The sequence below is a fragment of the Pseudoalteromonas sp. CO342X genome, from assembly GCF_004208915.1.
In the GTDB taxonomy this organism is placed as follows: domain Bacteria; phylum Pseudomonadota; class Gammaproteobacteria; order Enterobacterales; family Alteromonadaceae; genus Pseudoalteromonas; species Pseudoalteromonas maricaloris.
Map to the genome: position 1 here is coordinate 17139 of NZ_SGPH01000041.1, position 25160 is coordinate 42298.

At 43.7% G+C, this 25160-nt stretch carries 20 protein-coding genes; 16 read left to right on the plus strand and 4 right to left on the minus strand.

The features are described 5' to 3' along the window. Positions 1-148: 148 nt before the first annotated feature. Positions 149-1948, minus strand: coding sequence for a tetratricopeptide repeat protein (locus EXT47_RS21380; RefSeq protein WP_130127546.1), 1800 nt, complete (start codon positions 1946-1948; stop codon positions 149-151). Positions 1949-2173: 225 nt separating this feature from the next. Continuing rightward, positions 2174-5017, minus strand: a complete 2844-nt coding sequence (locus EXT47_RS21385) for a TonB-dependent receptor (RefSeq protein WP_039496205.1) — start codon at positions 5015-5017, stop codon at positions 2174-2176. Positions 5018-5297: 280 nt separating this feature from the next. On the opposite strand from EXT47_RS21385, the gene EXT47_RS21390 reads away from it, so the two are divergent. After that, positions 5298-6008: a LytTR family DNA-binding domain-containing protein gene (locus EXT47_RS21390; RefSeq protein ID WP_017218795.1), complete on the plus strand. Its 711-nt coding sequence runs from the start codon at positions 5298-5300 to the stop codon at positions 6006-6008. Between the two features lie 13 nt (positions 6009-6021). Here the strand turns inward: EXT47_RS21390 and nhaR are convergent, their stop codons facing one another. Next, positions 6022-6912 carry a transcriptional activator NhaR gene (gene nhaR / locus EXT47_RS21395; RefSeq protein WP_039496207.1) on the minus strand — a complete coding sequence of 297 codons (891 nt, stop codon included), beginning with the start codon at positions 6910-6912 and terminating at the stop codon, positions 6022-6024. Positions 6913-7096: 184 nt separating this feature from the next. Between nhaR and EXT47_RS21400 the strand changes: the two genes are divergently transcribed. Both EXT47_RS21400 and EXT47_RS21405 read left to right on the plus strand, forming a co-directional pair. Continuing rightward, positions 7097-7402, plus strand: coding sequence for a hypothetical protein (locus EXT47_RS21400; RefSeq protein WP_223193636.1), 306 nt, complete (start codon positions 7097-7099; stop codon positions 7400-7402). Between the two features lie 125 nt (positions 7403-7527). After that, on the plus strand, positions 7528-7953 hold the full coding sequence (locus EXT47_RS21405; RefSeq protein WP_130127547.1) for a hypothetical protein: 426 nt from the start codon (positions 7528-7530) through the stop codon (positions 7951-7953). On the opposite strand, the gene EXT47_RS21410 is transcribed toward EXT47_RS21405, so the two are convergent. After that, positions 7945-8844: a response regulator gene (locus tag EXT47_RS21410; protein WP_130127548.1), complete on the minus strand. Its 900-nt coding sequence runs from the start codon at positions 8842-8844 to the stop codon at positions 7945-7947. The genes EXT47_RS21405 and EXT47_RS21410 overlap by 9 nt on opposite strands. A gap of 92 nt (positions 8845-8936) precedes the next feature. On the opposite strand from EXT47_RS21410, the gene EXT47_RS21415 reads away from it, so the two are divergent. From EXT47_RS21415 to EXT47_RS21475, 13 genes are all read left to right on the plus strand, one after another. Beyond that, positions 8937-9740 carry a chromosome partitioning protein ParA gene (locus tag EXT47_RS21415; RefSeq protein WP_130127549.1) on the plus strand — a complete coding sequence of 268 codons (804 nt, stop codon included), beginning with the start codon at positions 8937-8939 and terminating at the stop codon, positions 9738-9740. Between the two features lie 245 nt (positions 9741-9985). After that, positions 9986-11257: an efflux RND transporter periplasmic adaptor subunit gene (locus EXT47_RS21420; protein WP_130127550.1), complete on the plus strand. Its 1272-nt coding sequence runs from the start codon at positions 9986-9988 to the stop codon at positions 11255-11257. A gap of 12 nt (positions 11258-11269) precedes the next feature. After that, complete coding sequence (locus EXT47_RS21425; protein WP_045988992.1) at positions 11270-11959, plus strand: ABC transporter ATP-binding protein; 690 nt, start codon at positions 11270-11272, stop codon at positions 11957-11959. Positions 11960-11968: 9 nt separating this feature from the next. Continuing rightward, positions 11969-13300 carry an ABC transporter permease gene (locus EXT47_RS21430; RefSeq protein ID WP_130127551.1) on the plus strand — a complete coding sequence of 444 codons (1332 nt, stop codon included), beginning with the start codon at positions 11969-11971 and terminating at the stop codon, positions 13298-13300. Positions 13301-13310: 10 nt separating this feature from the next. Next, entirely contained in the window at positions 13311-14519 is a 1209-nt protein-coding gene (locus tag EXT47_RS21435) for an ABC transporter permease (protein WP_130127552.1), read from the plus strand. 80 nt (positions 14520-14599) lie between these two features. Beyond that, positions 14600-15013 carry an alternative ribosome rescue aminoacyl-tRNA hydrolase ArfB gene (gene arfB, locus EXT47_RS21440; protein ID WP_010375624.1) on the plus strand — a complete coding sequence of 138 codons (414 nt, stop codon included), beginning with the start codon at positions 14600-14602 and terminating at the stop codon, positions 15011-15013. Between the two features lie 408 nt (positions 15014-15421). Next, on the plus strand, positions 15422-18640 hold the full coding sequence (locus tag EXT47_RS21445; RefSeq protein ID WP_039496223.1) for a TonB-dependent receptor: 3219 nt from the start codon (positions 15422-15424) through the stop codon (positions 18638-18640). Positions 18641-18746: 106 nt separating this feature from the next. Further along, on the plus strand, positions 18747-19973 hold the full coding sequence (locus EXT47_RS21450; RefSeq protein WP_039496225.1) for an amino acid deaminase: 1227 nt from the start codon (positions 18747-18749) through the stop codon (positions 19971-19973). Positions 19974-19986: 13 nt separating this feature from the next. Then, the gene (locus EXT47_RS21455; protein ID WP_130127553.1) at positions 19987-20859 is read left to right on the plus strand and encodes a MurR/RpiR family transcriptional regulator; all 873 of its coding nucleotides are present in this window, start codon (positions 19987-19989) and stop codon (positions 20857-20859) included. Beyond that, entirely contained in the window at positions 20859-22325 is a 1467-nt protein-coding gene (locus tag EXT47_RS21460) for an amidohydrolase family protein (RefSeq protein ID WP_039496229.1), read from the plus strand. The genes EXT47_RS21455 and EXT47_RS21460 overlap by 1 nt, the downstream gene beginning before the upstream one ends. 30 nt (positions 22326-22355) lie before the next feature. Further along, positions 22356-22742 (plus strand): RidA family protein, encoded by a 387-nt coding sequence (locus EXT47_RS21465; protein WP_039496231.1) that lies wholly within the window; start codon positions 22356-22358, stop codon positions 22740-22742. Between the two features lie 37 nt (positions 22743-22779). Next, positions 22780-24210 carry a sodium:solute symporter family protein gene (locus tag EXT47_RS21470; RefSeq protein WP_130127554.1) on the plus strand — a complete coding sequence of 477 codons (1431 nt, stop codon included), beginning with the start codon at positions 22780-22782 and terminating at the stop codon, positions 24208-24210. Beyond that, the gene (locus tag EXT47_RS21475) at positions 24207-25160 is read left to right on the plus strand and encodes a sugar kinase (protein ID WP_130127555.1); all 954 of its coding nucleotides are present in this window, start codon (positions 24207-24209) and stop codon (positions 25158-25160) included. The genes EXT47_RS21470 and EXT47_RS21475 overlap by 4 nt, the downstream gene beginning before the upstream one ends.

Consider the following 25160-nt stretch of genomic DNA (forward strand, 5'->3'; position numbering starts at 1 on the left):
GCGTTAACTGCGTTGAATTCACTTCCAATAGCCAGCTATTGGTGCGTAAATTCGCCTTGTTTTCCCTAAAACTCTCTGGCTAGACAAGGAAAAACTAAGTTGTTCTTTAGAAACAATGAGTTTGAACATTCCTTATCCAAACCTCAGGTTATTTATTAAGAACGCCAATATCGAATGGCAAAGTCATTCGATAGTTATTACTCGTAGGGTTAAATGGCTGTGTTCCATGCCAAAAATAAGAGGGGAAGATCACGATTTGCCCTCGTTGAGGTTTTACGGTTTTGAATGGTGGAAAATCGTAGGGTGGTGCCAGTGGTGGCCGCCCAAACTCAATTACACCATTATTGCTATCGTCATTTGGCGTGTTGATATATAGAACTACACTAATCCAGCCTGCGGGGTGAATATGGCTTACGTGGAAACCTTGCTCCGTCAGTTTGACAGACCATGAGCCTGTAATGCATTTCTCTTTGCGTAAATGAGCTAAAAAGGGATGCTCTGGATCTAAATCTAACTTATTAAGGCATTTATCTATATCTCGCAGCAGTTGAGTTCGAGCTTTGGAGATGATTTCGATATCTCTATTAAGCAAGCCTCCTGAAATTTGTGAGCCATTTACTAAGGTCTGTTCACTTGGAGCTTGTTTACCTTGATGAAGTGTTAGTAAGCATGACTCCAACGCTTTAAGAAAGTCTTCAGTGTCTTGATAGCCGCTCGGAGCACCTAAAGTTGTGGTCAGAATAAAATCAGGGTTGCATAGAGCGTGGTGCTTTTGTTTATCGGTAGCTTGATATACTACGCTTAGCCAAGCTAATGCAAGTTGTGAGTTGGGCTGCGCTTGCAACACTTTTTCGAGCAGGGATTGTGCGGTACCGAACTCTCCAAGCTGGATTGCAAATTTTGCTTGCTCACATATCCTGTCGTAATTAATGACTATCTTATTGGCACTATCGAAATACTCAAAGGCTGCATTTAGATCATTGTTTGTGGCCGCCAGACGCCCTCTTAACGCGAGTAATGTAGCGGAAGTATCGGCGTAACCCGACGTCTTGATACATTCCTCACATAACCTGTACTGATTGGCATTCCAGTAAAGTTCAGCTAGGCACTCTATGAGTTCTAGGCGGTTATTTGCTGACTCCATCGCGTTTAGTAAACTGGTAGCAAAAAGCTGATGCTGCCCACTTTGCCAATAAAGCTCGTTAATCGCTTTATGTATGATTGGATTGTATGGGGCTTGTTTCAAAGCCAGATTGTAGGCTTGTTGTGCTTGTTCAAATTGACCATTTGCAAAAAAGCAGTCGCCGAGGTTGTAAAGCGGTTCATAGTGCTCAGGTGCTTTTTGATGCACAAATTTAAAGCATTGAATCGCTTGGTTAAATTTAGCCTGTAATTTATAACAAAGGCCCAAATTGTGTATTGCCCGAAAGACAACCGGAGAGTGTTGAGGAACTTGTTGATAATAACCGATCGCCTCACTGAGGTTTCCTCTTGTTTTTTCAACGTCCCCGAGTATTTTGATGAGTTGTCCAGAATCATCTAGAGATTGTCCTTTGAGAGCCCATTGGCTTGCCATGTCGAGCTGATTTTGTTCAAGATACAGAAGCGACAAGTTTTTAAGTAAATCTAGATTTTTGGGCTCAGCTTCATACAGCGCAAGGTAGTGGGCTTCTGCTTGCTGTAAATCACCCGATAGCCAGTAACATTTGGCTAGATGAGTTAAGATTTCAGTTTTAAGTGGAGCGAGTTTAGCGGCATCACTTAATGAGGTTATTGCGCTTTGCCACTCGGCTAGTGATTTATAGCAAATTCCCAAAAGGTAATGCAGATCGGGGTGAGGCGAGTCAGTAAAAGGCTGTAACTTAGTTAACGCTTGTTGATATTGTTTTTGTTGGATCAATTTGAAAGCATCTTGAACTGCAATAGTAATTTCGGGCGCTTGCTTCATATTATTTTTTCTTAAACGGTCAATTAGACTGAGCGGCATACTTTTTATTTTAGCCAAACTCGACTTAGTTGCGAGTAAAGTGTTGTTCTTTTGAAGTTTTGTTGGTTTCGATCAATTTTTCAGTAAACGCGATGGAAAATTTAGTAACTCACTGTAGATAAAGGACTTAATACAGCAACAACAGAAAAGGGAGCCGAAGCTCCCTAGTCTTTCAGTATCAACTGATTAGAACGTGTACACAGCACTCACGAAGTAACGTGGGCCAATTACGTCATACAACTCTGGGAATGTATTTGCTTGTTGTTGAGCATCACCTAATGGCGTTGGCTCAGTGTCTAACACATTTTTAATACCAAATGTTGCTTGTACATGGTCTGTGAAGTGGTAGCTTGCGCTAAGGTCAAGATACCATTCTGCTTTAGAAATCGGAGCGATTTCGTTAGTGCCTGAGTCGTCATCAACTTCGCTCATGTAGCGAGCTAGAGCTGTAATGCTTAAGTCGCCTGAAGTCCAAGTAAAACGGTTATTACTTTGGAACTCAGGGCGTGGCGTACCACAGGTATTACCGAATTTACCTTCACAGTAATTTGTTTCAGTGAAGCCAACACTTGGCGTTCTAAAGAACTCATCTAGGATGGTATTCTTAGAGTTAATGTTCAGTGTTGAACCGTTCTCACCAATTCCAAAATCAAGCTCTGTGGTCCAGTTGAAGTTAACGTCATAACCTTTTGTGCCTAGCGACGCGATGTTCGCGTTGAGCGCTGTAACAAGGTCAACGTTACCGTCAGGACGACGAGTAATTGCTTGACAGAACTCTGAGTTAGGATCTTTAAGTTGGTTGTAACAAATATCTAGAATATTGTTTACGCCACCACCTAGTACATCGATAGCATCATCAATCGTGATATCAAAGTAATCGATTGTAATGTCGAAGTTTTCGGTCGGTGTAATAACAAGACCTAGAGTAACCGTTTCTGATGTTTCTTCTTTCAGGTCAGGGTTACCACCGAAACTGCCTTCGATTTGCGCGTTTGCTTGTTCAAATACACCAACTTGAGAAGACGCAACACCGTGAGCCTCACAAAGCGCTCTGTCAGTGGTACCTTCTACAAAGCCATCAACGCTACATGGATCGGTTGCGCTTGGGAAACCATTTGCAGCGCCCTGGAATAGTTCGGCGATGTTAGGCGCACGTACAGATTCTTGATAACCAGCTCGGAACGAAACGTATTCGTTTACTTTCCAGTTTAACGTGGTTGCAAATGAAGAAGCATTACCAATGTTTGAGTAATCAGAAAGACGTCCCGCAAACCACAGTGTAATGTCTTCAGCAAATGCCGCATCAGTTACTAATGGAATATCAATCTCTGTGAAGATTTCATCAACACTATAGCTACCAACTGTTGGTTCACCAGCGTTAAAGCCCAAAACATCACCTGATGCTAAGAATTCATCAGGGCGGAAGCTTGAGTCATCAAAACGGCTTTCGTAACCAATTACGAAACCTATAGGCATATCAGCAGATGGTACGGTAAATGGTAACTCACCAGCAAAATCGATGTGGAAGATTTCTTGTTTGATGTTTGTTACGTTAGATGCACCAACATTGATAAAATCAATCGCAGCCTGTGAAATATTACCTTCACCGAATATGTTCAATGGTGCACATCCACCAGATGTGTCTTGACATGCGCTACCGTCATCAGTAACTAAAATAGCTTGTCTGAAACGCGTTTCAGAAACGTCATTATTAAGTAGATTAGAGCGGTCTAGTTCAGAGCGGCTGTAGTAAGCATTGTATGCCCAGTCACCGATAAAGCCATCTACACCGACCAATAAACGCATCGCATTACGTGTATCAATCGCTTGGCGTGGACCGTTTTCAACCATACGACGACCGATTGTAGCGAATGTAAAGTTACCATCGGCATCAAGTTGACTAACCATGTTACCCGTTGGTTCACCGTCAGCATCAAGTTCAGGTACTAACGCTTTCATAGCAGCTTGAACATCTGCACCGAAGAATGGACTGTCAGGGTTAACTACCAAGCCATTTACGAACGCAGGAGTTGGAGCTAGCTGTTGCGGAACTTCGTTGCGGATGAAAGACAATTCGCTATATAAGCGAGTTTCATCATTGATGTAATAGTGTGCAAAAGAGTTAAGTGTTAGACGCTCTTGCGGTAGTTGTAGGTAGTTATCAGGGGCATAGTTGAACGCGTCTGATGATGTATATGGTAGGCCTTCACCGTTAGGACCAAAACGGCCTAAAGTTGTACCGTTAGGAAGTGTAGGGCCGGCAAATATACGAGTGCCAGGGATACCTGACGAACCACCTGGTACTAAACCTGTATCACCTTCAGTGAGTGTTACGCTAGTGAAATCTCTGTCTCCTTGGAAGATTGATTCACGTTTGGCGTAACCGATATAAACAGTTGCGTTACCTTTACCGTCGGCAAAGTTCCCACCCAAGGTAAGGTCAGTGTTGAACTTTTCCCCATCGCCTTCTTCGGTGATGTCGTATAACGCAGAAATTTCAGCGCCTTCGAAGTCATCTTTCAAACGAAAGTTTACAACACCAGCTAGTGCATCAGAACCGTATACCGCACCTGCACCACCTGTAATGATGTCTACACCTTCAATAAGAGACGCTGGAATAGTGTTTAAGTCGACAACACCTGTTTGTGTCGCTGGTACCCAGCGGCGACCGTTAACAAGTACAAGGGTACGCTCATTGCCAAGACCACGTAAGTCTACTCGAGCGGTACCGTCACCAGGGTTATTTGAGCTAGGGCCGAAAGAAGGAACTGTTAGCGGTAGTTCGGCAAGCTTTTGCTCAACGTTTAAGTTACCCGACATGGCAAATTCAGAACCGTCTAGTTCGATAACTGGTGTTTTAGCAGTTAACGCAACACGTTGAATACGAGAACCTGTAATAGAAATTCTTTCGACTTCTTCATTAGCACCATCAGCTGCTTCCTCGGCTGATGCTTGGATACTTAAACTTCCACCGATTAGGCACGCGGAGGTGATAAGCATACTTAACTTAGAACGCTTGAATTGTTTCATGATATCCCCTGATAGGTTTGTTTTAGATACCCTTGGCGAGTCTAATAACTCATCACAAAGGCTTATTAGTATCACGACGAAGTTATGACGGAAGCTTGGAATATGCCAGTTGAGATACGTAAGGTGATGGGAATCAGTGACGACAGGCGAGAAAAAAAAGATCAAATTTAATTTGCAGATTACATAGTGACAATCTATAACAATAACATGTTAACTATTGTGAAATAGGATACAAAGTATTAGTATCCTTGTTAACCTGCTGATGTGTTTAAGGTGATGAATGAAAAGAGTGACGATCTCTATTCCTAGCTATTTATCTGAGCTTGGCGTCGAAATAAGTACAAAATTAAAAGAAGTCGCAGTTTGTTCCCAGTTTGTATATTATCAAAATATTGTTGATGTTTTAGAAACTATTAAAGTGGGTGAAATCGACTGTTTGTTAATTGATATTTCACATGATATTGACCTGAGACAGCAAGAATTAATCACCAGAAATTTTGACTCTGTGCCAACTATTAAAATAACGACAGATGTTAAATTAAATGCTTCTACAACAATGAGTGTTGATGGTAAAGATACAGAAGGTGCTCTGATCACCAATATTCTTCAGCTGGTATTCTCGCATTCTAAAGAAGCTTCATCAGAGTATGTCCCGAATCAAAGATTGATTGTAAAAGACTCGGGGCACATTCATGTGATAAAAGTGGAAGACTTAGCTTGGGTTGGTGGTGCGGGAAACTATGTCGAACTTCATATGATCAATCGGCAGCGCTCAATCTTGCATAGGGACACGATGTCAGCAATGGAAAAAAGTCTTAAAACCTTTGGCTTTTCTAGGATCCATAAGTCTTCACTCGTTAATTTGAATGCTATCAGTGAACTGAAGACAAGAGATAATGGAGATTACGACGTTATTCTAGAAAACGGAGATTCACTCCACCTATCAAGACGTTATAAACAAAACTTGTCTTCTCTTTTACAGCCAACATAAGCTGACTATAGTGTCAGCTCACTCCTTTGGCAAAATTCACGAACTCGCTGAAGATAGAGTCTTTAATTAATCTATCGGGTGTGAAAGCGTAATAGTTTTGATACGTACTTTCGATAGTGCCAATGAGGCAGACATCATAGTGCCGTTGTAATTCTGATTTTATCGAAAGTGGGGCTGGAAAAATGCCAAATCCCTGCTGACCTAATGCTTTCATCAAGGCACTGTCATCCACATGACCTGCGACTTTGATTTCTATATTTTGCTCTTGCAGCCAAAATTGAATCGAATTCGTTACTGGGCTGTGTTTCGCGGGAAGAATGATTGGTTGTGCTTGTAATGACTTTGGGTAGTTTGCCCTAAGTTCTTCACAACTAGAAATTGAACCATAAAAGCCAATCTGGCTCTTTCCTATTTCGTGACAAAATACTTTAAATGGCAGATTACTATCAAGAGGTTTGTCCGCTAGTACGATATCGAGTTTATGCATCGCCATCTGAGCCAATAATTCAGACTGCTGACCATCAATACAGTGCAAGTTGGCAACTTGCTCATTTTCTATCAAAGGCGCAAGCCATTTTGATACTAACGATTTTGGAATGGCATCTGAGATACCTACTTTTAATGTGCGATGTATGGCTGTTGCACCATCTTGTGTTGTTTCTAACCATTCTTTGGCAATCGAAAACATATCGTCCGCATATTGCTTTGTTAAAATGCCGAAGTCAGTCAACCTGAGTCCTCTGCCTTCTCTTATAAATAAAGGTTTCCCTAGCCGATCTTCTAAGCTTGATAGCTGCGCGCTGATGGTTTGAGGCGTCAAATGAAGGACTTTACTTGCACCTGCGATGCTGCCTTCATTGCTTACTTGCCAAAAATAGTAAAGGTGATTGAAGTTTATGTTCATATTGTTCGTAAAAATCTTACTTTTAGTTAGATATAATCAGCTTTTATCTTTTCTTGAACATTAGTAGATTTGATCTCATGGCGCAAGTAGAAGTTGAGAGAATGTCCCGGATAGCGTAAGCGTTTTTAATTCGAGTCATTCTAAGTTTTCAACAAAGTTATATGTGATGCGATTGTCTGAGGTAATGATGAAATTGAACCTTGTTGATGTAAATGAGCCGATAGCGGTGTCAAGTAAAGTGGCTTTTGCTAAAACAATAAATGAAGCGTTGTGCGGCTATGCAAACAATATTCGAAAAATAAATGTACGAATTGAAAAACAGGTGGACAAGCAGATTGGCAAGTTTACCTTATGCCAAGTTGAGCTTTTATTACCCGGATTACCAACATTAAAGGTCAAGGCAAAAGGTAAAACTTTGTTGCAGGCATTAAATCGGGCATTAAGCAACTGCAAGCAAATCTTAAAACAGAATTATTTTAAACTCGGTTAGTTTTCAGTACCGAGTGATTCCATTCCCAAGCACTTGCAGCGGCAAGGAAGCCGCGCAATTTTTCTTAAAGATCCTCGATAAATTACCGATATGTAGGTCAAAGGAAATCATATTGGCCAAAGAAAATGAACGTGAACTTTTTAATTCACTCACCAGCTCAATCAACCTCGAGTCAGATGGAGCAGAAAACCAAGGTTGAAGAAACGGCAGAATCTAAACCACTCAGATTATCAGAAAAAGATATATCTAAGTTATCTGGAGAAGAGGTAAGAGAGGAGCAGGAAGAAGCAGCACTACCACCTCACATTCAAAAAATGGTTGAAAAGCTAGAAGAACTCAGAGAGAAAATAAAGGAAGAGCAAAAATTACTCGAAGAGCTAAAAGCAAATGACGCTTATTCAGATGAAATGAAAGCGGAGCTAGTTACACAAAAACTTGAATATATTTTACGTATGCAGAATCAAGTTATTGAATTAACCCAAAATATCCAAAAAGCTTTAAAAGAAGCTGGGATAACCGATCCTGGCATCTTGCTTAAAGCGTTAGCTTAAAAACCCAACCAACAATATTTTACCTTGTGCCATATTTGGACGTTGGCAACATAAATCTATGCGCATGTTTGCGGCGGACTTATACAAGCGTTTTAACTTAGGAAAAGGCTTAGTGACCAACTGTAGGGTTTTTACTCTAAGGCTCCTTCTGGTTATGCCGTCTAGAAATGCATAAGACGTAGAGTTTAGTGCTGAGTGGCAGGCGCTTAACATGTCGTCTGTTATCTGATGTTGATGAATCGCTTCAAACCCAGCTTGATCAGTTAAATTCCCTGTGGATGCGGCAAGCACACAGACAGAGTACACATCAAATATTCCGATTGCGCGAACTTTCTGGCTGCTCGGATCTTCGTATGCGACCATGACACACGGAAGGTTATCGGGATTATATTCCATTTGATGCACCTGATAGAGTCTCAGCTCTGTATCAATATGTTTGTTCATTAGCTTTTCAAGTTGCCCAACTTGAGGCAAGGGCACGCCTTTATGTAGCGTATGAATTTCTCTCGTTTTGCTGCTTTCTTCTGCGGCTTTGACTAGCGGCATGATTTTGTTATGAAGGTCGTCGTCAGCAAACGGCTTTGACAGTACAAACGCAGCGCCATAGTCAAGGGCGAGCTTAATTTGCTCACGATCGTCGACAGTCGTTACCATCGCCATGGTGACATCAAGCTGTTTTTGTTTGATTGCTTTGACGAGAGCGAGTCCTGAAATATCGGGCATATGCCAGTCGGTCAATACAATATCTGGATGCCAAGAACCAATAATCTTTAGTGCTTCTTTTGCACTTTGTGCTTTCTTTATCAACAGCTTACGATATCTAAAACGTACTAAACCGCGACGAATAATCTCAAGTGTTGCCGCACTGTCATCCACGAGCAATATCTTCACACATTACCACTTTATTGAAAAATATAGATTTATTATAGGCATGATTTTTAACCAATACTAAAATGAAAGTAAGAAAATAATGAGTGCGTAATATGTTTCTAGGCAAACTACCAGTCGATGTATTTATCTATATGGCGGTGAATATCGGGCTACTGATATTAGCTTTTTGGTTTTATATTTTGCTGTTAATCCTTCGAGAATTTAGATTGTTTGCAAAGACTGCTGGTGGAGCTGGGACATCCAATGCAGAGCAACAGTATCTGCTTCAGCATTGTCGCGATGCAATTAACAAGTCAATGAAGTTTGTCGAAGATAACCAACACACCATTCAAGAATTGGCTAACTTACAAGTTCACTTAGAACAGCAACTAGCTGAGGTTAAACGCTCAACACAGGATCATATCTCGCCAGAAGAGCAAACCCGCATGGATGATTTAAACAGTCAGTTACTTAAATCGCATCGGCTAATAAAAAAACTTCGAGGAGATTTGTCGAAAAGTTTAGAGCGACTTAAGCAAACGAGAAGAAAGCTCTATGACCAATATGAGTCTACAGAGGAACTACAAAAAGAAAATGACACATTAAAGCAGCAACTAGAAGCCTCTAAGTCTGTGGGAGGTACATCCGAGCAAGAGCTAGAGCAACTGGTCGCAACCTTTGAAAAAGAGCGCCAAGATATGTCTCAAACTATCAATGAATACAAAAGACAAATTGCCGAACAAAGCCAGGCTCTGCAACAGCTAATGGTTCAAGAACAAGAGGTTGAAGATGGTCCAAAGTTGCAAGCTATTCAAAAAGAGTTGGAGCAAACCCGAGATGCACTTGAGCACTTGTCCAAAGAGAAGAAATTTATAGAAAGCCGATATTTGGAAGTCGTCAAGAATCAAACCAAATAGTTAACAAAGTGTTTTATTTCTCGTGACATTAGTCTTGAGTTTGTGTAAGGTTTAGGCACTCACATTACCTATTTTGCTTTTTATCTTTTGAGATTTGCTTCACTTGAAAAATGGCGAGAAAGAGACACTTGGTCGGTTCCAAACTCTATCAAGTGACGTTAACGCTAGTTGAGCGATTAGCTTTGATAAACTCTTATAAAGTGCATATTTCTCAATAACTAAGGCAGTGGTAAAAGGATTATTTCATGGCCTATATTCCAGATACGAGTGCTCAAGACTCTGAGGTTGAAAGACCTAAAAAAAATAAAATATTGATAGCGATAGCAAGTATTCTGATATTAATTACTATTTCCTTTTTTGCACCAATTGTCGGGCAATGGGCAAGTGGTCAAACAGCAGTTTCAAGCGATAAAATTCATATTTCAGCAGTTAAACAAGGTGACTTTGTTCGCGATATTTCTGTTCAGGGAAAAGTCGTCGCAGCACGGCGTCCGACAATATATAGCCCTGCTCAAGGGACTGTGACCTATTTAGTCGAATCAGGAGATAGTGTTATTGAAGGTCAAACTCTTGCCGTAATAGATAGTCCGGAATTAAAGAGCGAGTTTGCACAGCATCAAGCTAAGCTAAATCAGTTAGATACTGAACTTCAGCGACAAATCATTCAAGCTAAAAAACAAGATTTAGCACAGGAAAATTATTTAGGTAAGGCTACCGTTGTATTGAATGCTGCTAAGCGTGAAATGCGTCGCTCTGAAGATGGTTTAAAAACTCAAGTTGTCAGCGATATTGATTATCAAAAAGCCAAAGATGATCTCGAAAATGCGCTTCGAGAATACCGCCTGGCAATTAAAGAAGTTGAATTGCAAAAAGAAAGTCAGAAGTTTGAGATTCGGACCAAAGAGCTTGAACTTGAAGCACAAAAAGTCAAAGTAGCAGAGCTTGAAAGGCAAGTCGATGCGCTTAAAATTGTCTCACCAGTAGGGGGACTCGTTGGTAATTTAGTAGTCGAGCAAAAAAATTCAGTGGCTAAAAATCAGCCACTATTAAGCGTGGTCGATCTCTCCAAATACGAGATAGAGATGCAAATACCTGAGAGCTATTCAGATGATTTAGCCTTAGGAATGTTAGCCGAGGTGAACCTCAATGGTGATGTTTATAGTGGCGAAATCGTTGCCATTTCGCCTGAAATTGAAAATGGCCGCGTTGCCGGGAAAATCCGATTTAGAGACGACACAATTCAGGGATTAAGGCAAAACCAAAGGTTAACTAGTCGAATTGTACTCGAGCAAAAAGAAAATATCGCCTACCTACCACATGGTCAATATTTAGAAGCGTACAATGGACAGTTTGCTTATGTAGTAAAAGAAGGCACGGCCGTCAAAACGCCAATAAAGATTGGACTGAGAAGTATTGGACAAGTAGAAGTACTATCGGGGCTTAATATCGGCGATCAGGTTATCACCTCTGACGCGCGGATCTTTAAAGATGCTCCCAGTGTGAAAATAATTCAATAAAGGAGCTGCAACATGCTATCCATGCGTCATCTATCAAAAGCTTACTATACAGACACAATAAAAACTCAAGCTTTGCAGCCATTTGACTTGAGAATAGAGCAAGGCGAGTTTGTCTCCGTTATTGGCCCGTCAGGCTCAGGCAAAACGACCTTTCTAAATATCACCGGCTTATTAGAGGATTTCTGCGATGGCAGTTATGAGCTGGATGGTATTAATGTTGAAAAGTTAAGTGATAAAGCCAAGTCAAAGCTGCGTAACGAAAAAGTCGGCTTTATTTTCCAAAGCTTTAACTTAATTCCTGAGCTAAATCTTTACGATAATGTCGACATGCCCTTACGCTATCGCAAATTATCATCAAAAGAGCGTCACGAACGGATCATGGATGCGTTGAATAAAGTGGGTCTTGCATCACGCAAAGCGCATTACCCATCGCAACTGTCTGGAGGTCAGCAGCAACGGGTAGCAATTGCTCGAGCGATTGCTGGTAAACCGTCCTTTCTACTCGCCGATGAGCCAACGGGCAACTTAGATAGTAAAATGGCCGATGGTATTATGGAACTGCTCAAAGATATCAATGCGCAGGGAACAAGCATTGTGATGGTGACTCATGATGCTCAACAAGCGGCAAAAGCTCAGCGTATTATTGAAATCCGTGATGGTATGTTGAGCGAGAGAAAGAACTACGATAAGGCCATTGCTTAAGGATAAGTTATGTTTAGTTATTATCTTAAATTAGCGCTTATCTCATTGCGGAAAACGCCTTTTTTATCATTGTTAATGATTATGACAATCGCGATTGGAATTGGCGCAGCAATGACTACTTATACAGTGAGTTATCTGCTACAAAAAGATCCGATCCCTACAAAAAGTGATCGCTTGTTTAATGTTCGATTGAATAGCTACGGCCCAGATAAGCCGTTCAATATTTCCCAAGGGAAAGAAGTTCCACCTTTTATTCTTACCTATCAAGATGCAATCAATCTACAAAAAGCAAAACAGGGCGTTAATCAAACACCTCTTGGTAGTTTCAAAATGATGACTCGCACCACAGAGCAATCAATCACTGAAGCAAAAATGACCCCAATTAGAAGTGCATACCGAGACATGTTCACCATGTTTGAGGTGCCGTTTAAGTTTGGTGGTGCATGGGATGAGATTGCCGATCAGGATGGGCTGCAAGTTGCGGTGATCAGTAGCGAGCTGAATGATAAGTTATTTGATGGAGAAAACTCCGTCGGTAAGTCATTGCTCTTAGGAGATTTACAGTACCGAGTGGTTGGTGTTACCGACGATTGGTATCCTATCCCCAAGTTTTTTGATTACAGAACTCGTGCTTTCAACAAACCTAGAGACGTTATTGTCCCATTCCAAGCGCAAATTAATAACGAGTTGTGGACAGGCTCCGACGTGTCTTATCAATGCTGGAAAGAACCCGCTGATGACTCATTTTCGGCAATTTTAGCATCTGAATGCGTATGGGTCTCCTACTGGGTTGAATTAAACTCCGCGTCAGAGCGTGATAATTACATGGACTTTTTGGTTAATTACTCGATGGAACAAAGAGAGTATGGTCGCTTTTTACGAGAGCCTTTACATCAATTATTTAATGTGAAGGAGCAATTAATTGAAAGAAAAATTATCAAAGATGATGGCAATGTAGCTGTGTGGCTTGCATTCGCATTTCTTGCGGTTTGTCTGCTTAACTGTATGGCAATGATGGTCGCAAAGTTTCATGGTAAAGCTGGTGAAGTTGGGCTTCGTAGAGCGGTTGGAGCTTCTAAACAAGATATTATCACTCAGTTTACTGTTGAGACCTGTATTATTGGGCTCTTGGGAGGGATACTTGGGCTATTACTTGCGCAAATTGGTTTGAGTGTCACAGCGCAATTATACAGCCATCTTTATGCTGAGATGCTTGAGATGACCGCAGGTATAGTCATCATGACGATTGTATTGGCTGTGGCGAGTGCTGTGACTTTTGGTTTGCTACCGACTTTACATGCGGCAAAAGTACAACCATCTAGTCAGCTAAAAAGCCTGTAGGAGCGTGACCATGAGAGATTTATTGCCAATTTTAAAAACCTTAAACAAAAATAAGACTTCTCCGCTACTACTCGTTTTGCAAATTGCGCTTACATTTACCATTTTGGTTAATGCCATTTATATGATGATACTTAAAGAGCAAGAATTGGTGCAACCGACAGGGTTAGCCGAGAGCCAGTTGTTCAGCTTTAGAACTCATTTTGAAGGCAGCGATGAAGAAAAAAATGCAGCTCTTGATACCGACCTTGCCGATATCCGTGCACTAGCCAGTGTTGAGAGTGTAAGTACGATCACTAGTATGCCGCTTACTAACTGGGGCCGTTCACTAGATGTTGGTTTAACCCCTGAGGAAGATGAAAGGATAACTCACGCAGGCTACTATGGTTCGGATGACACCATTGTAGATACGCTTGGACTGCGAGTGGTTGCGGGTAGAAACTTACAACATAATGATGTAGTACACACGTATTTTGATGGCCATACGGAATCAGCCAGCGTGTTAGTTTCGCAGGACTTGGCACATAAAATTCGTCCTAACGATTGGCGCAGTGTGATTGGAGAAACTATTTATGTTGAATCGGTACCGCAAAAGGTTGTGGGTATCGTTGAAACTATGAAGTCACCTTGGCGGTTTTGGTACGCTTACGATATGACCGTAATAAGTTCGGTTAGAGAACATTATGAAGAAAGCATCATAGTAGTAAAAGCAAAGTCTGGTCAAAGAGAAATTGCAATGGATGAAGTTCAAGCCTTAATGCTTAAAAAGCCTGGCCGTCAACTTGATGCCTTTAAATCCTTCGAGCAAATAAAAACGGAAAATTTACAAGCAGATTATGCGGTGAGCCAAACGCTAAAAGTGGTGATCGCAGCTCTGGCGTGCGTAACTATGCTGGGTATCTTTGGTCAGGCAAGATACACCGTTTATAAACGTCGTAAGCAAATCGGTACTCGTCGTGCTCTTGGGGCGACTCAGGCTGATATTCTACGTTACTTTATGATTGAAAATGCGGTGGTGTCTTTGTTTGGCATTACACTAGGCATAGTCATCGCAATCACTGCGAATATTTATTTAGTTAATTACTTTGGGCTTACCAGTGTACCCGGTGATTATTTGATTGCAGGTGCGATAGTAATGTTGCTCGCAGGTCAGTTGGCGGTTACTTACCCTGCTATGATTGCTGCAAGAGTGCCTCCAGCTATCGCAACTCGAACAGCATAGCTACACGCTCCGCACTGAGCGCTGCTATTTCAAGCCTTCCCTTACTTTGTTAAAATAGCAAGTGGAGGCTTGAAATTACTATGCTTAAAATCTCAAATAATGTCACTCTAGCAGAGTGGGAAATCGATATTTCCGCTATTCGTGCCCAAGGTGCGGGTGGACAAAACGTCAATAAAGTCTCCAGTGCCATTCATCTTAGGTTTGATATCAACCGCTCAACACTGCCTGACTTTTACAAAGCGCGCCTGCTTGCACTTAAAGACTCTAGAGTGACCAAAGAGGGTGTCATTGTGCTTAAAGCCCAAAGCTTTCGTACCCAAGAGCAAAATAAGGAAGATGCCTTGGAGCGCTTAAAAACGCTGATCTTAGAGGCCACCAAAGTTGAAAAAGCACGCAGAGCAACCAAGCCAACAAAAAGCTCGCAAAAGAAGCGCCTGAATCAAAAGACCAAGCGCGGGCAAACCAAATCACTGAGGGGATCGGTGAACTGGTAATGACCTTAGTTGTTGATGATGTGGTTTCTTAATTTTCCCGCCAGTGTACGGCAAACTGAATACAAAACTCATTCGATTTAAAGCTGCTTGAACTAGTCATTAACCAGATATGTAAACGTAACTGTCAATATTTTTTTCTTAAACATTAGATTAGATGTAACTAATTTTAATTCCTTATATTTCAAAGCTATAGTCCACAGAGCCAAATTTTTCGCAAAAAAGTGTTTGCTTTTTAGTCTGTAATGTTAAAAAGTAACAGAGTAATATTGGATTTTTGTTAGTAAGTAACATGTGATGTGTAGGGGCGTTTAGAGCACGTCACTGTGTGGTAGGTTTTTGGGCTGTGGTGCTAGTGATGGCATTGCTGGCTTTTTCACTGGTTTTTAAAAAGAAGAAAGGAACAACAAAATGTCAAAACTAGTCACCGATATTGGTAAACATAACCCTAAACGAAGCAAACTGAGCCTTGCGGTTTCGTCTGTACTTCTTGGGCTTTCTCCACTTTGGGTTGCTGCTGAAACTGTGGGTCAAAATGACAGCGATGTCAAAATCTCGGAGCAGAACGAAGCGGTTGAAGTCATTGAAGTTCGTGGGATCAGAGGCAGTATCAATAGCGCACAAAACATTAAGCGCTTCGCTGATACGGTCAAAGACGTGATCACGGCGTCAGATATCGGGGCATTACCAGACAAATCGGTGACTGAAGCGCTGCAGCGTGTGCCGGGTGTTACGATTGAGCGATTTGCATCATCCGATGACCCTAAACATTATGCTGATGAAGGTACAGGCGTGCTGGTTCGTGGCCTAGACAGGGTTCGCTCTGAGGTGAACGGCAGAGACGCTTTTAGTGCAAATCCGTCAGGCGGTTTGAGCTATGAAGACTTTCCTGCTGAATTGCTAGGCGCAGTGGAAGTGGTTAAAAACCAAACTGCGGATCTTATTTCAGGCGGTATATCTGGCACGGTAAACCTTATCACCCGCAAACCATTCGATTCTGATGAGCGGCTTATCTCGTTCAATGCAAAGGCCAATTATGGCGACTTTAGAGAAGAAGTGACGCCTTCGTTTTCAGCGCTGTTCTCCGACAGTTGGGAAACCAGTGCAGGTAAGTTCGGATTTTTAATTGCGGCTTCTTCATCAGAATATCAGACTCGAGGAGATGGTGTTGGCCTTGGCAATTTCCACTCTCGAGGCGATTCCTTTATTCCTACCTTGGATCAATGGGGTGGCATAACCGGTGTTGATCCATCATCGCCTGTGGATGGCCCCGCTTTACCAGGGCAACCAGCTGGCAGTGTATGGCATGTGCCTGTCGCTATCCATATGAGCACAGCAACTAATGACCGTGAACGTACCGGCTTAACCTCTTCACTGCAGTGGGCAAATGCCGATGAGACCATAGTTGCGACATTAGAGCACATTCGCTCAGAAGCGTCTCTTGAGTGGAATGAGCGCCAAATAGGACAAGCAGCTCAAGGCTTTAAAGGTTTCATGGGGTCTTCACAAAATTGGACTGAAAATACGGAAAGCGGCCATCCACTCACTACAGATGATGGTTTTGTGACTTCCGGTATTGCACTTGGCGTGAGTCCAGAAACGCCATTCTTTTATCGTAGCCGCTGGAATTACAACGAAAATACCGTGAAGGACACTTCATTTAAACTAACGTTAAAACCAATAGATAGATTGACGGTCGATTTTGATTACCAGCGGATCGACTCCGACAAAGAAGTGCAAAACTACAGTATGTCGGGTCAAACACGGGGAAACCATGTCCACGTTGTCTCGCCTTATTTCCTCGATATGCGTGGCTCAAGGCCGACAGTGGAGTTTCTCAGTGACAATATTCTAACGGCAGGTTGGTCACCCAATGAAGATTGGAATGGACCTGTGCCTAACCTGTTTTTGGGCAGCGGTATGGAGCAGGTTGAGCGCAATACGGCAGAGTCAGACAGCGTTAAATTGGATTTTAAGTATGAGCTAGACGGTCATTTCACGAGTGTCAGTTCCGGTTTTTATATGTCAGATAAAGACCTAACGGTGCGAGATACCGCTTACGAGGGCTGGTCTGCAATTGGCACTCCTTGGATCCAAGATGACCGGAATGCCGCCGCGGCAGTAAATCGTCCAGAATTATTTGAGCGCGTTGATTTTTCAGATTATTACAATGGTCAGGTGTTACAGGGGCCGGTCAATAACTTCTTGTTCCCAAGTATGGATCTGGTGAAAAACTACGCCGACTCTTTGCGTCAAGGTTGTCGTGATGGTTGGCACAATGCCACCAACAGTGCGGCAAACAACGGCACATGCTCTGGCACTTATGTACCTTATGCAGACAAACCCAATCGCGTTGAAGGCCCATTCGCCGCACACAATATAAGTTCGACCAACGAGAAGCGTACTGAATTTTACATTCGCGGTGATTTTGACTTCGAGTTTCAAGACATTCCAGTGGTGGGCAACATTGGCCTGCGCTACGTAAACTATCAACTTGAGTCTACGGGCGCTTTGGTGCAACCGGCCCTTATCAAGCGTGGTGAAGAGGGGACATCACTTAATAATGTGATGCAACAAGCAGAGTATAAGCGATATTACGACATTGCTGGAGGAGAGTCCGAACTCAGTACCGTTGAAGGCACAGATTACAGCACTTTGCTTCCGAGCTTAAATTTGAGTTTTGGTGTATCAGAAGATGTAGTGGTGCGATTTGGCGCATCAAAAGCGCTGTATTACCCAAGTTTAGTTGATGCCAGAAATATCAGTATTCTTAACTTGGATTACACTCGCGTGCTGCAAACTCCCGGCGCTGATTACGACGAGGCAACTAACCCCGTTGTTGGGCTAGACGATATCAGTCTAACCGCACTTTCTGGGAATCCATATTTAGAGCCTGAAGAAGCGATCAATACTGACTTAACTACCGAATGGTATTTCGCATCCGCAGGTTACGTGACGGTAGGGTTATTCCACAAAAAGCTAGATAATATAATCCGTAGCCGCGCCTTTGATCTTGATGTGTCTTATGGCGGTGAAGATTATGATGTATCTGCTTATGGCCCTGCTAACACTGGCTCTGGCACCATTCGTGGGATGGAGTTTTCCTATTCTCAATTCTACGACATGTTACCGGGAGCATGGAGCGGTTTAGGTTTGCAACTTAACTTTACCTATATCGATCAAGATGGACTTGAAGATCCAAATGAAGTCTCTAAAGGCACGCTTGGTTTCGATGAAAGTGGTAACCCGCTGACCGATAATCGTAATACCTTCCGAGTGTTTGGAGGTTTGCCGCTACAAGGTTACTCAGACCAAAACTTTAATATCATCGGTATGTATGAGTACGAGGATATTTCTTTTCGCCTTGCATACACTTGGCGCTCTGAGTATTTGCTCACGCTTAGGGAATCTGAAGAGTATGTCCCTGCCTATGCAGAGGCGTCAGGTATGATGGACGCAAGCTTGTATTACACCATCAACGACCATTGGAAAGTGGGTTTTGAAGCCAGCAATTTATTGGATACGGAAACCAAAACCAAGTATCAGATGGACCAAGCTGGGACAAAAACGCAGGCACTCAACTTTACCACGGATAGACGTTTTGCATTGAGCGTCCGTGCGACTTTCTAACGTCAGCAAAGGCCAAGTGCAGCTTGGCCTGATACCAATCGCAGTAAGTCAATGCGCTATTTTGATGTGGAGAATTAATGTTTAAACTCAAGGATTTGAATAAACGATGACAATATTAGCGAAAGGCACTGGCAATCCACTGCAACTAGAAGATAGCGGCTGGGATATTCTCGCAGAGCAGGTCAGTTTGCCAGTTGCAGTGATAAAGCAAGACGCCATCAACCACAACGCGAATTGGATGGCGAATTTTGCAAAGGAAAGCCAAGTATTATTGGCACCCCACGGCAAGACGACGATGTCTCCAGCGCTATTTACACTACAGCTTGAACATGGCGCATGGGCCATCACGGTAGCGACCGTACCACAAGTTTCCGTAGCCATAGTTGCGGGCGCAAAACGAGTGATCTTAGCGAATCAACTTGTTGGCGAATATCATATGAAGCAAGTTGCTAGCATGCTTACTGATACTGACGTTGAGCTCTATTGTTTTGTTGACTCTATTGCAAATGCCCATGCCTTAGGCACATTTTTTACTCAGCATTCGCTGTGCATTTCCATTTTACTCGAGGTGGGAGTTGAAGGTGGTCGCGCTGGTTGGCGCAATCTTGCAACGTTAGTGCAGCTAGCCAATGTATGCCAACAGTATGCTAGTTTAGAGGTAGCTGGCATTGGGTTTTATGAAGGCGTGATCCACGGTGATAATGCCGAGCAAAGGATTGCCACATTCGTTAGTTCAGTAATAAAAACGGCGGCAAATTTACGACAAAAAAACGTGTTTTCAAAGGCGTTACCTATTATCACGGGGGCGGGGTCTGCTTGGTACGATGTTGTGACAAAGACACTAAACAAAAGTGAACAGGCTCAGCAATTTCGTTTTGTGATCCGTCCCGGCTGCTACCTTATTCACGATACTGGGATCTATCAGGATGCGCAGCAAGCGGTGTTATCACGGAGCAATCTCGCTTGCGATTTGGGGGAAAGTTTGGTGTCGAGCTTAAGTATATGGGCTTACGTGCTTTCGACTCCAGAGCCGGGTGTCGCGATAATTGGCATGGGTAAAAGGGATGTCGCATTTGATGCTGGCATGCCCACACCTGAGCTGATTTACTCTCCGCCGTCAAAGCAGCTGTGCTCATTAGGCGGCGCGGTAAAGGTCGAAAAAATCATGGATCAACATGCTATGGTAAGTATTGCATCTGGGTGCGAGGTACAGGTTGGCGATATGATCTGTTTTTCGACTTCTCATCCTTGCTTGACCTTTGATAAGTGGCGACAAATTGGTGTTGTTGAGCGAGATTGGGTGATCACCCAAACCATTTCTACCTATTTTTAATTGAGGCGAAGCTGTGGACATTATTAGCAAAATTAAGGAAGGTTTGGGGCACTTTAGCCCTGCGGAAGAAAAAGTTGCCCGGCTTATTTTGGCTGAGCTTAACTTTGCCGCAAGCGCATCCATTAGTGAGTTAGCTGAAAAAGCACAGGTCAGTCATGCCAGCATCACACGGTTAGCGCGTAGCTTAGGCTGTACCAATGTACGTGACCTTAAGTTTCAGCTTACACAATCAGCCGCAATTGGTGAGCGTTTTACAAATCCTGAGCCAATTGAAAAAGAAAAGATTTCTCATGTTTATACCTCTATTCAGGAGATCCTCACGCTCAATGCGGGACTCATCGATGAAGCGGTTGTGGAGCAGGCGAGTGAAGTGATTTGCGCCACACGTCATTGCTTAATTTTTGGGGTTGGTGGTGGTAGCAGCTTGATGGCACAAGAATGTCAAAATCGCTTATTTCGCTTGGACGTACTTAGTAATGCTCACTCCGATCCTATGATGATGCGCATGGTTGCTGCGACGGTGAATAAAGGGGATGTGGTGATTTGTCTCTCGCTTAGTGGTGTTTCTCCTGATGTGAAAGCGGCGGCGCTTATCGCCAAAGAGTATGGTGCAGAGATTATTGCTATTTGCCCAGTGAGCGACTTGGCGGACATTGCCGATCACCACTTAGTCATCAAAACTCAAGAAAGTGATTACATCTTTAAGCCCAGCGCTGCACGCTATGCCATGATGGCAGCGGTGGACATTTTGTCGAGCGAAGTTGCTATCCGTAATCAAAAGCGCTCAAGAGAAAAACTCCGACGGCTTAAAACCCAGTTAGATCAGCATCGAGATAAAAACAGCAATATGCCACCTGCCGATAAACGCTTTCCGCTGGGGGATTAATGCTGAGCTCATCTCCTTATGTTGATACCCTCATTCAAGGCGCAACGGTGTATTTTGAACCAGATTCTGAAGCGCAAGTGGTGGATGTCGCGATTAGCAAAGACAAAATTGTTGCGCTTGGCAACTGCAGCCATTTGCAAGCACTGCAATGCATCGATGCCACGGGCTTAGTGCTCGCGCCTGGTTTTATTGACGTACATACCCATGATGATCTTGAAGTTCTGCGAGGCCCATATATGCTGAGCAAAGTGAGCCAAGGTGTCACCACCGTCATTGCCGGTAATTGTGGCATTAGCGCAGTGCCTTATTGTGCAGATCAAGCGCCGCTTGACCCCATTAACTTACTCGGGGAACAGTCAGAATTCGCCTATCGTGAACTACAGGATTATCAACACGCCTTTAGTAAGGCTGCTCCGAGTGTCAATTTAGCCACGTTAGTTGGTCATACAACGCTCAGAGCGCAGGTCATGACGGATTTATCTCAAGCCGCCAATGCGCAAGAACTTGAACAGATGAAAACCTTGCTGCATCAAGCGATGGCGCAGGGGGCGATAGGCTTTAGTACTGGCCTTGCTTATTACAATGCGAAGGGGGCAAGTCAAGCTGAAGTGAATGCGTTGGCCGAGGTTGTTACACCATTTGATGGTATCTATACCACGCATTTACGCACAGAATTTCAAGGAGTCATCCGAGCTATGGATGAAGCCTTTGCTACGGCAGAGCATGCCAAACTGCCGCTGGTTATTTCACATATAAAATGCGCTGGTAGAGAGAATTGGGGCAGAGCGCCTGAGGTATTAGCGCATTTTGAACTGCATAGAAAAACGCATCCAGTGAGCTGCGATTGCTACCCTTACGCCGCGAGCTCAAGCACCTTAGATCTTAATCAAGTGACGGAGGAGACGGATATTTTTATCACTTGGTCGGAGTCTCATCCAGAACTTGCACAGCAAAGCTTGGCAAACATTGCCACGCAATGGCAAGTGTCTCAGCGTGATGCTGCAAAGCGCTTGCAGCCAGCGGGCGCTGTGTATCACTGTATGCTGGAAGATGATGTGCAGCGGTTTGTAAGTTATGAACACAGCATGGTGGGGTCTGATGGTTTGCCGTGCGATCCGCATCCGCATCCGAGACTGTGGGGGACATTTCCGCGGGTGCTTGGACATTACTGTAGAGAACAACAATCGCTGCCGTTGGCATTGGCTATCCACAAAATGACAGCGCTGCCAGCGGCGCGCTTTAAGCTGCGGCAACGTGGCAATATTCAAATTGGTTATTTCGCCGATCTGGTGTTATTTGACCCCAACCGGGTGTTAGACCAAGCAAGTTACAGCAATCCAAAACAACTTGCCTCAGGCATTGTGAAGGTTTGGGTGAATGGCAAGCTCAGCTATGTTGAAGGCGCGAATGCAGACACCATTGTCGATTTCGGCCGAGCAGGACGATTTTTAACGCGTCAAAACTAATAAAAATCAAAAAATCATCAAGAGGTTAACATGACAATAAGAAGAATAGGTGCTGAAGGCGGTACGGGTACTGGTGGACAACACTTACCCTTTGCACGAGCGGTTGAAGCTGGCAGTTGGTTAAAAGTCTCGGGGCAAACGCCAATGCGAGATGGTGAAGTGGTTGAGGGTGGCATTGTTGAGCAGTCGCGTCTGGCCATAGAAAACTGTATCGCGATTATGACCGAGGCAGGTTATGGCCTTGAGCATGTTACGCATGTTTCTGTGGTATTAACTGACGCAAGATATTTTCAGTCCTTTAATAAGGTTTTTGCAGAGTATTTTTCAGCGCATCCTCCTGCGCGAATTTGCATGGTGGCCGACTTAGTCGTGGATTGTAAAGTTGAGGTTGATGTCACCTGTTACAAAGGCGAATAGACGTTATACGAACAACAATGTTCACAGGAGGAGAAGCATGACGGATAGTCAGCAAGTGTATTTGCTTATTTTTCTGTTGTATTTGTCTGCCATGATATTGGTGAGTTGGCTGGCATCTCGGTGGCAACGGTCAAATTGCGACTATTTATTAGCTGGGCGAAAAGTACCGCTGATGCTGACGCTAGGCACCACCGTTGCCACTATGGTCGGCACCGGCTCGTCGATGGGAGCGGTCGGCTTTGCCTATCAACACGGTTGGGCGGGCACGCTTTATGGCATTGGCGGCGCGCTGGGTATTTTATTGCTGGCTTGGTTGTTTGCGCCGGTTAGGGCTGAGCGCTTCGCGACAATGAGTGAAGAGTTAGCAAGCTATGTAGGCAATCATCAAGTCGTTAAAAAGCTCTTAGCAATATTGATTTACGCGGCAAGTGTCGGCTGGCTTGGCGCACATTTGATTGGCGGGGGCATGTACTTAGCTTGGCTCACTGGGCTAGATGAGACCAGTGCAAAACTGATTATTGGACTGGGGCTTGCGGTATATGTGACCTTAGGCGGATATTCGGCGGTAGTCTGGACGGATGCTATTCAGGCCGTTATTTTGTTTTCGGGCTTTTTGTTGATGACCTACTTTGTAGTCGAGGTGGTCGGTGGTTGGCAAACGCTAACCAGCGCTTCGGTTGCAGCGGGAGCTGGGCTCTTTTCATATCAAAATATTGGTTTATTGCCTGCTATTTCAATGGCGCTGGCGGTGCTGGTGGGCGTATTGGCAACACCATCGTTTAGGCAGCGGATCTACTCCGCTAAAAGCATAAGCAGTATTCGTACGTCGTTTATTATCTCGGGATTACTTTATTTAGGGTTTTCATGTATTCCTGCTGTGATTGGTATTGGTGCTTATGCAGTTAACTCGAGTTTAGACAATCCTTCATTTGCTTTTCCCTATTTGGCGTTAACGGCGATGCCGGTGTTGATTGGCGGCTTTATTTTATTGGCGGGTATTTCCGCAACGCTTTCTAGTGCCAGCTCCGACGCTATTGCTGGAGTCAGTGTGTTGGTTGCTGATATTTATCTGACTTGGTGTAAGGGAAATATTGCGCCACACAATCCGCTTTTGGTCTCTCGTATTGCCATGTTGACTACCGTATCGCTGGCATTATTTATGGCGGTGTTGTCGAGCGACATTATCAGCTATATCACCAAAATGATTTCTGTTGTATTAGCGGGGCTTTGTGTGATGGGGTTATTGGGACGCTTTTGGCAAGGTTATACTTGGCAAGGCAGTTTAGTCACCTTGATGGCAGGTTCAGTGGCTGCTCTGCTCGTTGGTATGAACGACGATTGGCTGGCTTATTTTGGTAACCCGATTATTCCTGCGCTGATCAGTGCTTTGGTGTTTGGTGTATTGACGAGTGTGGTGACAAAATCCAGTGTTACCGCATCGTCCGAAAAAACGGAAGTGACATCATGAAAGGCGCAATAAAACAGTTGGTGTGCTTTGGTGAATGTATGGTGGAGCATAGAGCTGATGGTACTAGCTCGTTTGGCGGTGATACCTTTAACACGGCTTGGTACTTGGCTCAGTTACTCAAGCAAAGCCACGAAAACCACATCGCAGTCAGTTTTGCCAGCGCCATCGGTACGGATAAGGCCAGCACAAACTTGCTTGATATGTTATCAAACACCAACATCAGACAAGACTATATTTCGCTTGAACCACATAGCGCGCTTGGCGAGTACTGGATTACGCTCGATGAGAAAGGAGAGCGACGCTTTACCTTTGCCCGTGAGCACAGCCCTGTAAGGCATTATTTTAAGCGTGATGAGACCTTAACTCAGGCACTTCACAACAAGCTTATTGATGCGATTTACCTCTCTGGAATAAGCCTCGCCATTATATGTGAGTCGCAGAGAAAGCACTTGTTTGAGGCGTTAGCCGCGTTTAAAAACAGAGATGGGCTCATATTTTTTGATAACAACTATCGCCAAACCCTTTGGCGTAGCGATAACCCAAAATTGAGTTATCAGGCTGTAATGGCGCTGGCGGACATCGCATTTTTAACCGACGAGGACGAATATGCAGTGTATGGCACCGCAAATGTGGACGAAATAATCGCAGAGCATCAAAAGCAAAGCTCACAACTCTTAGTTATTCGCCAAGGCGCTCAGCCATGCGTGCTCGCGCCAGCTGATGATTCTTCACCTATTTATATCGCGGCGCAAAACATAGCGCCGCAGCTTATCTTAGATACCTGTGGTGCGGGCGATGCGTTTGCGGCAGGGTTTTTAGCGCATTGGCTGAAAGGTTGCGATTTGCAAACGGCTGCGTGCTTTGCACATCAAATTGCCGCCGAGGCTATTCAGCATCACGGCGCGCTGATATCCGCCGACTTTCTGCCAAAGCTTGTTACTCAGGAATAG

Bases quoted from the DNA above. Each gene is read 5' to 3' on its own strand.
- EXT47_RS21380 (WP_130127546.1), bottom strand. From the start codon at position 1,948: ATGAAGCAAGCGCCCGAAATTACTATTGCAGTTCAAGATGCTTTCAAA.
- EXT47_RS21385 (WP_039496205.1), bottom strand. From the start codon at position 5,017: ATGAAACAATTCAAGCGTTCTAAGTTAAGTATGCTTATCACCTCCGCG.
- EXT47_RS21390 (WP_017218795.1), top strand. From the start codon at position 5,298: ATGAAAAGAGTGACGATCTCTATTCCTAGCTATTTATCTGAGCTTGGC.
- nhaR (WP_039496207.1), bottom strand. From the start codon at position 6,912: ATGAACATAAACTTCAATCACCTTTACTATTTTTGGCAAGTAAGCAAT.
- EXT47_RS21400 (WP_223193636.1), top strand. From the start codon at position 7,097: ATGATGAAATTGAACCTTGTTGATGTAAATGAGCCGATAGCGGTGTCA.
- EXT47_RS21405 (WP_130127547.1), top strand. From the start codon at position 7,528: ATGAACGTGAACTTTTTAATTCACTCACCAGCTCAATCAACCTCGAGT.
- EXT47_RS21415 (WP_130127549.1), top strand. From the start codon at position 8,937: ATGTTTCTAGGCAAACTACCAGTCGATGTATTTATCTATATGGCGGTG.
- EXT47_RS21420 (WP_130127550.1), top strand. From the start codon at position 9,986: ATGGCCTATATTCCAGATACGAGTGCTCAAGACTCTGAGGTTGAAAGA.
- EXT47_RS21425 (WP_045988992.1), top strand. From the start codon at position 11,270: ATGCTATCCATGCGTCATCTATCAAAAGCTTACTATACAGACACAATA.
- EXT47_RS21430 (WP_130127551.1), top strand. From the start codon at position 11,969: ATGTTTAGTTATTATCTTAAATTAGCGCTTATCTCATTGCGGAAAACG.
- EXT47_RS21435 (WP_130127552.1), top strand. From the start codon at position 13,311: ATGAGAGATTTATTGCCAATTTTAAAAACCTTAAACAAAAATAAGACT.
- arfB (WP_010375624.1), top strand. From the start codon at position 14,600: ATGCTTAAAATCTCAAATAATGTCACTCTAGCAGAGTGGGAAATCGAT.
- EXT47_RS21445 (WP_039496223.1), top strand. From the start codon at position 15,422: ATGTCAAAACTAGTCACCGATATTGGTAAACATAACCCTAAACGAAGC.
- EXT47_RS21450 (WP_039496225.1), top strand. From the start codon at position 18,747: ATGACAATATTAGCGAAAGGCACTGGCAATCCACTGCAACTAGAAGAT.
- EXT47_RS21460 (WP_039496229.1), top strand. From the start codon at position 20,859: ATGCTGAGCTCATCTCCTTATGTTGATACCCTCATTCAAGGCGCAACG.
- EXT47_RS21465 (WP_039496231.1), top strand. From the start codon at position 22,356: ATGACAATAAGAAGAATAGGTGCTGAAGGCGGTACGGGTACTGGTGGA.
- EXT47_RS21470 (WP_130127554.1), top strand. From the start codon at position 22,780: ATGACGGATAGTCAGCAAGTGTATTTGCTTATTTTTCTGTTGTATTTG.
- EXT47_RS21475 (WP_130127555.1), top strand. From the start codon at position 24,207: ATGAAAGGCGCAATAAAACAGTTGGTGTGCTTTGGTGAATGTATGGTG.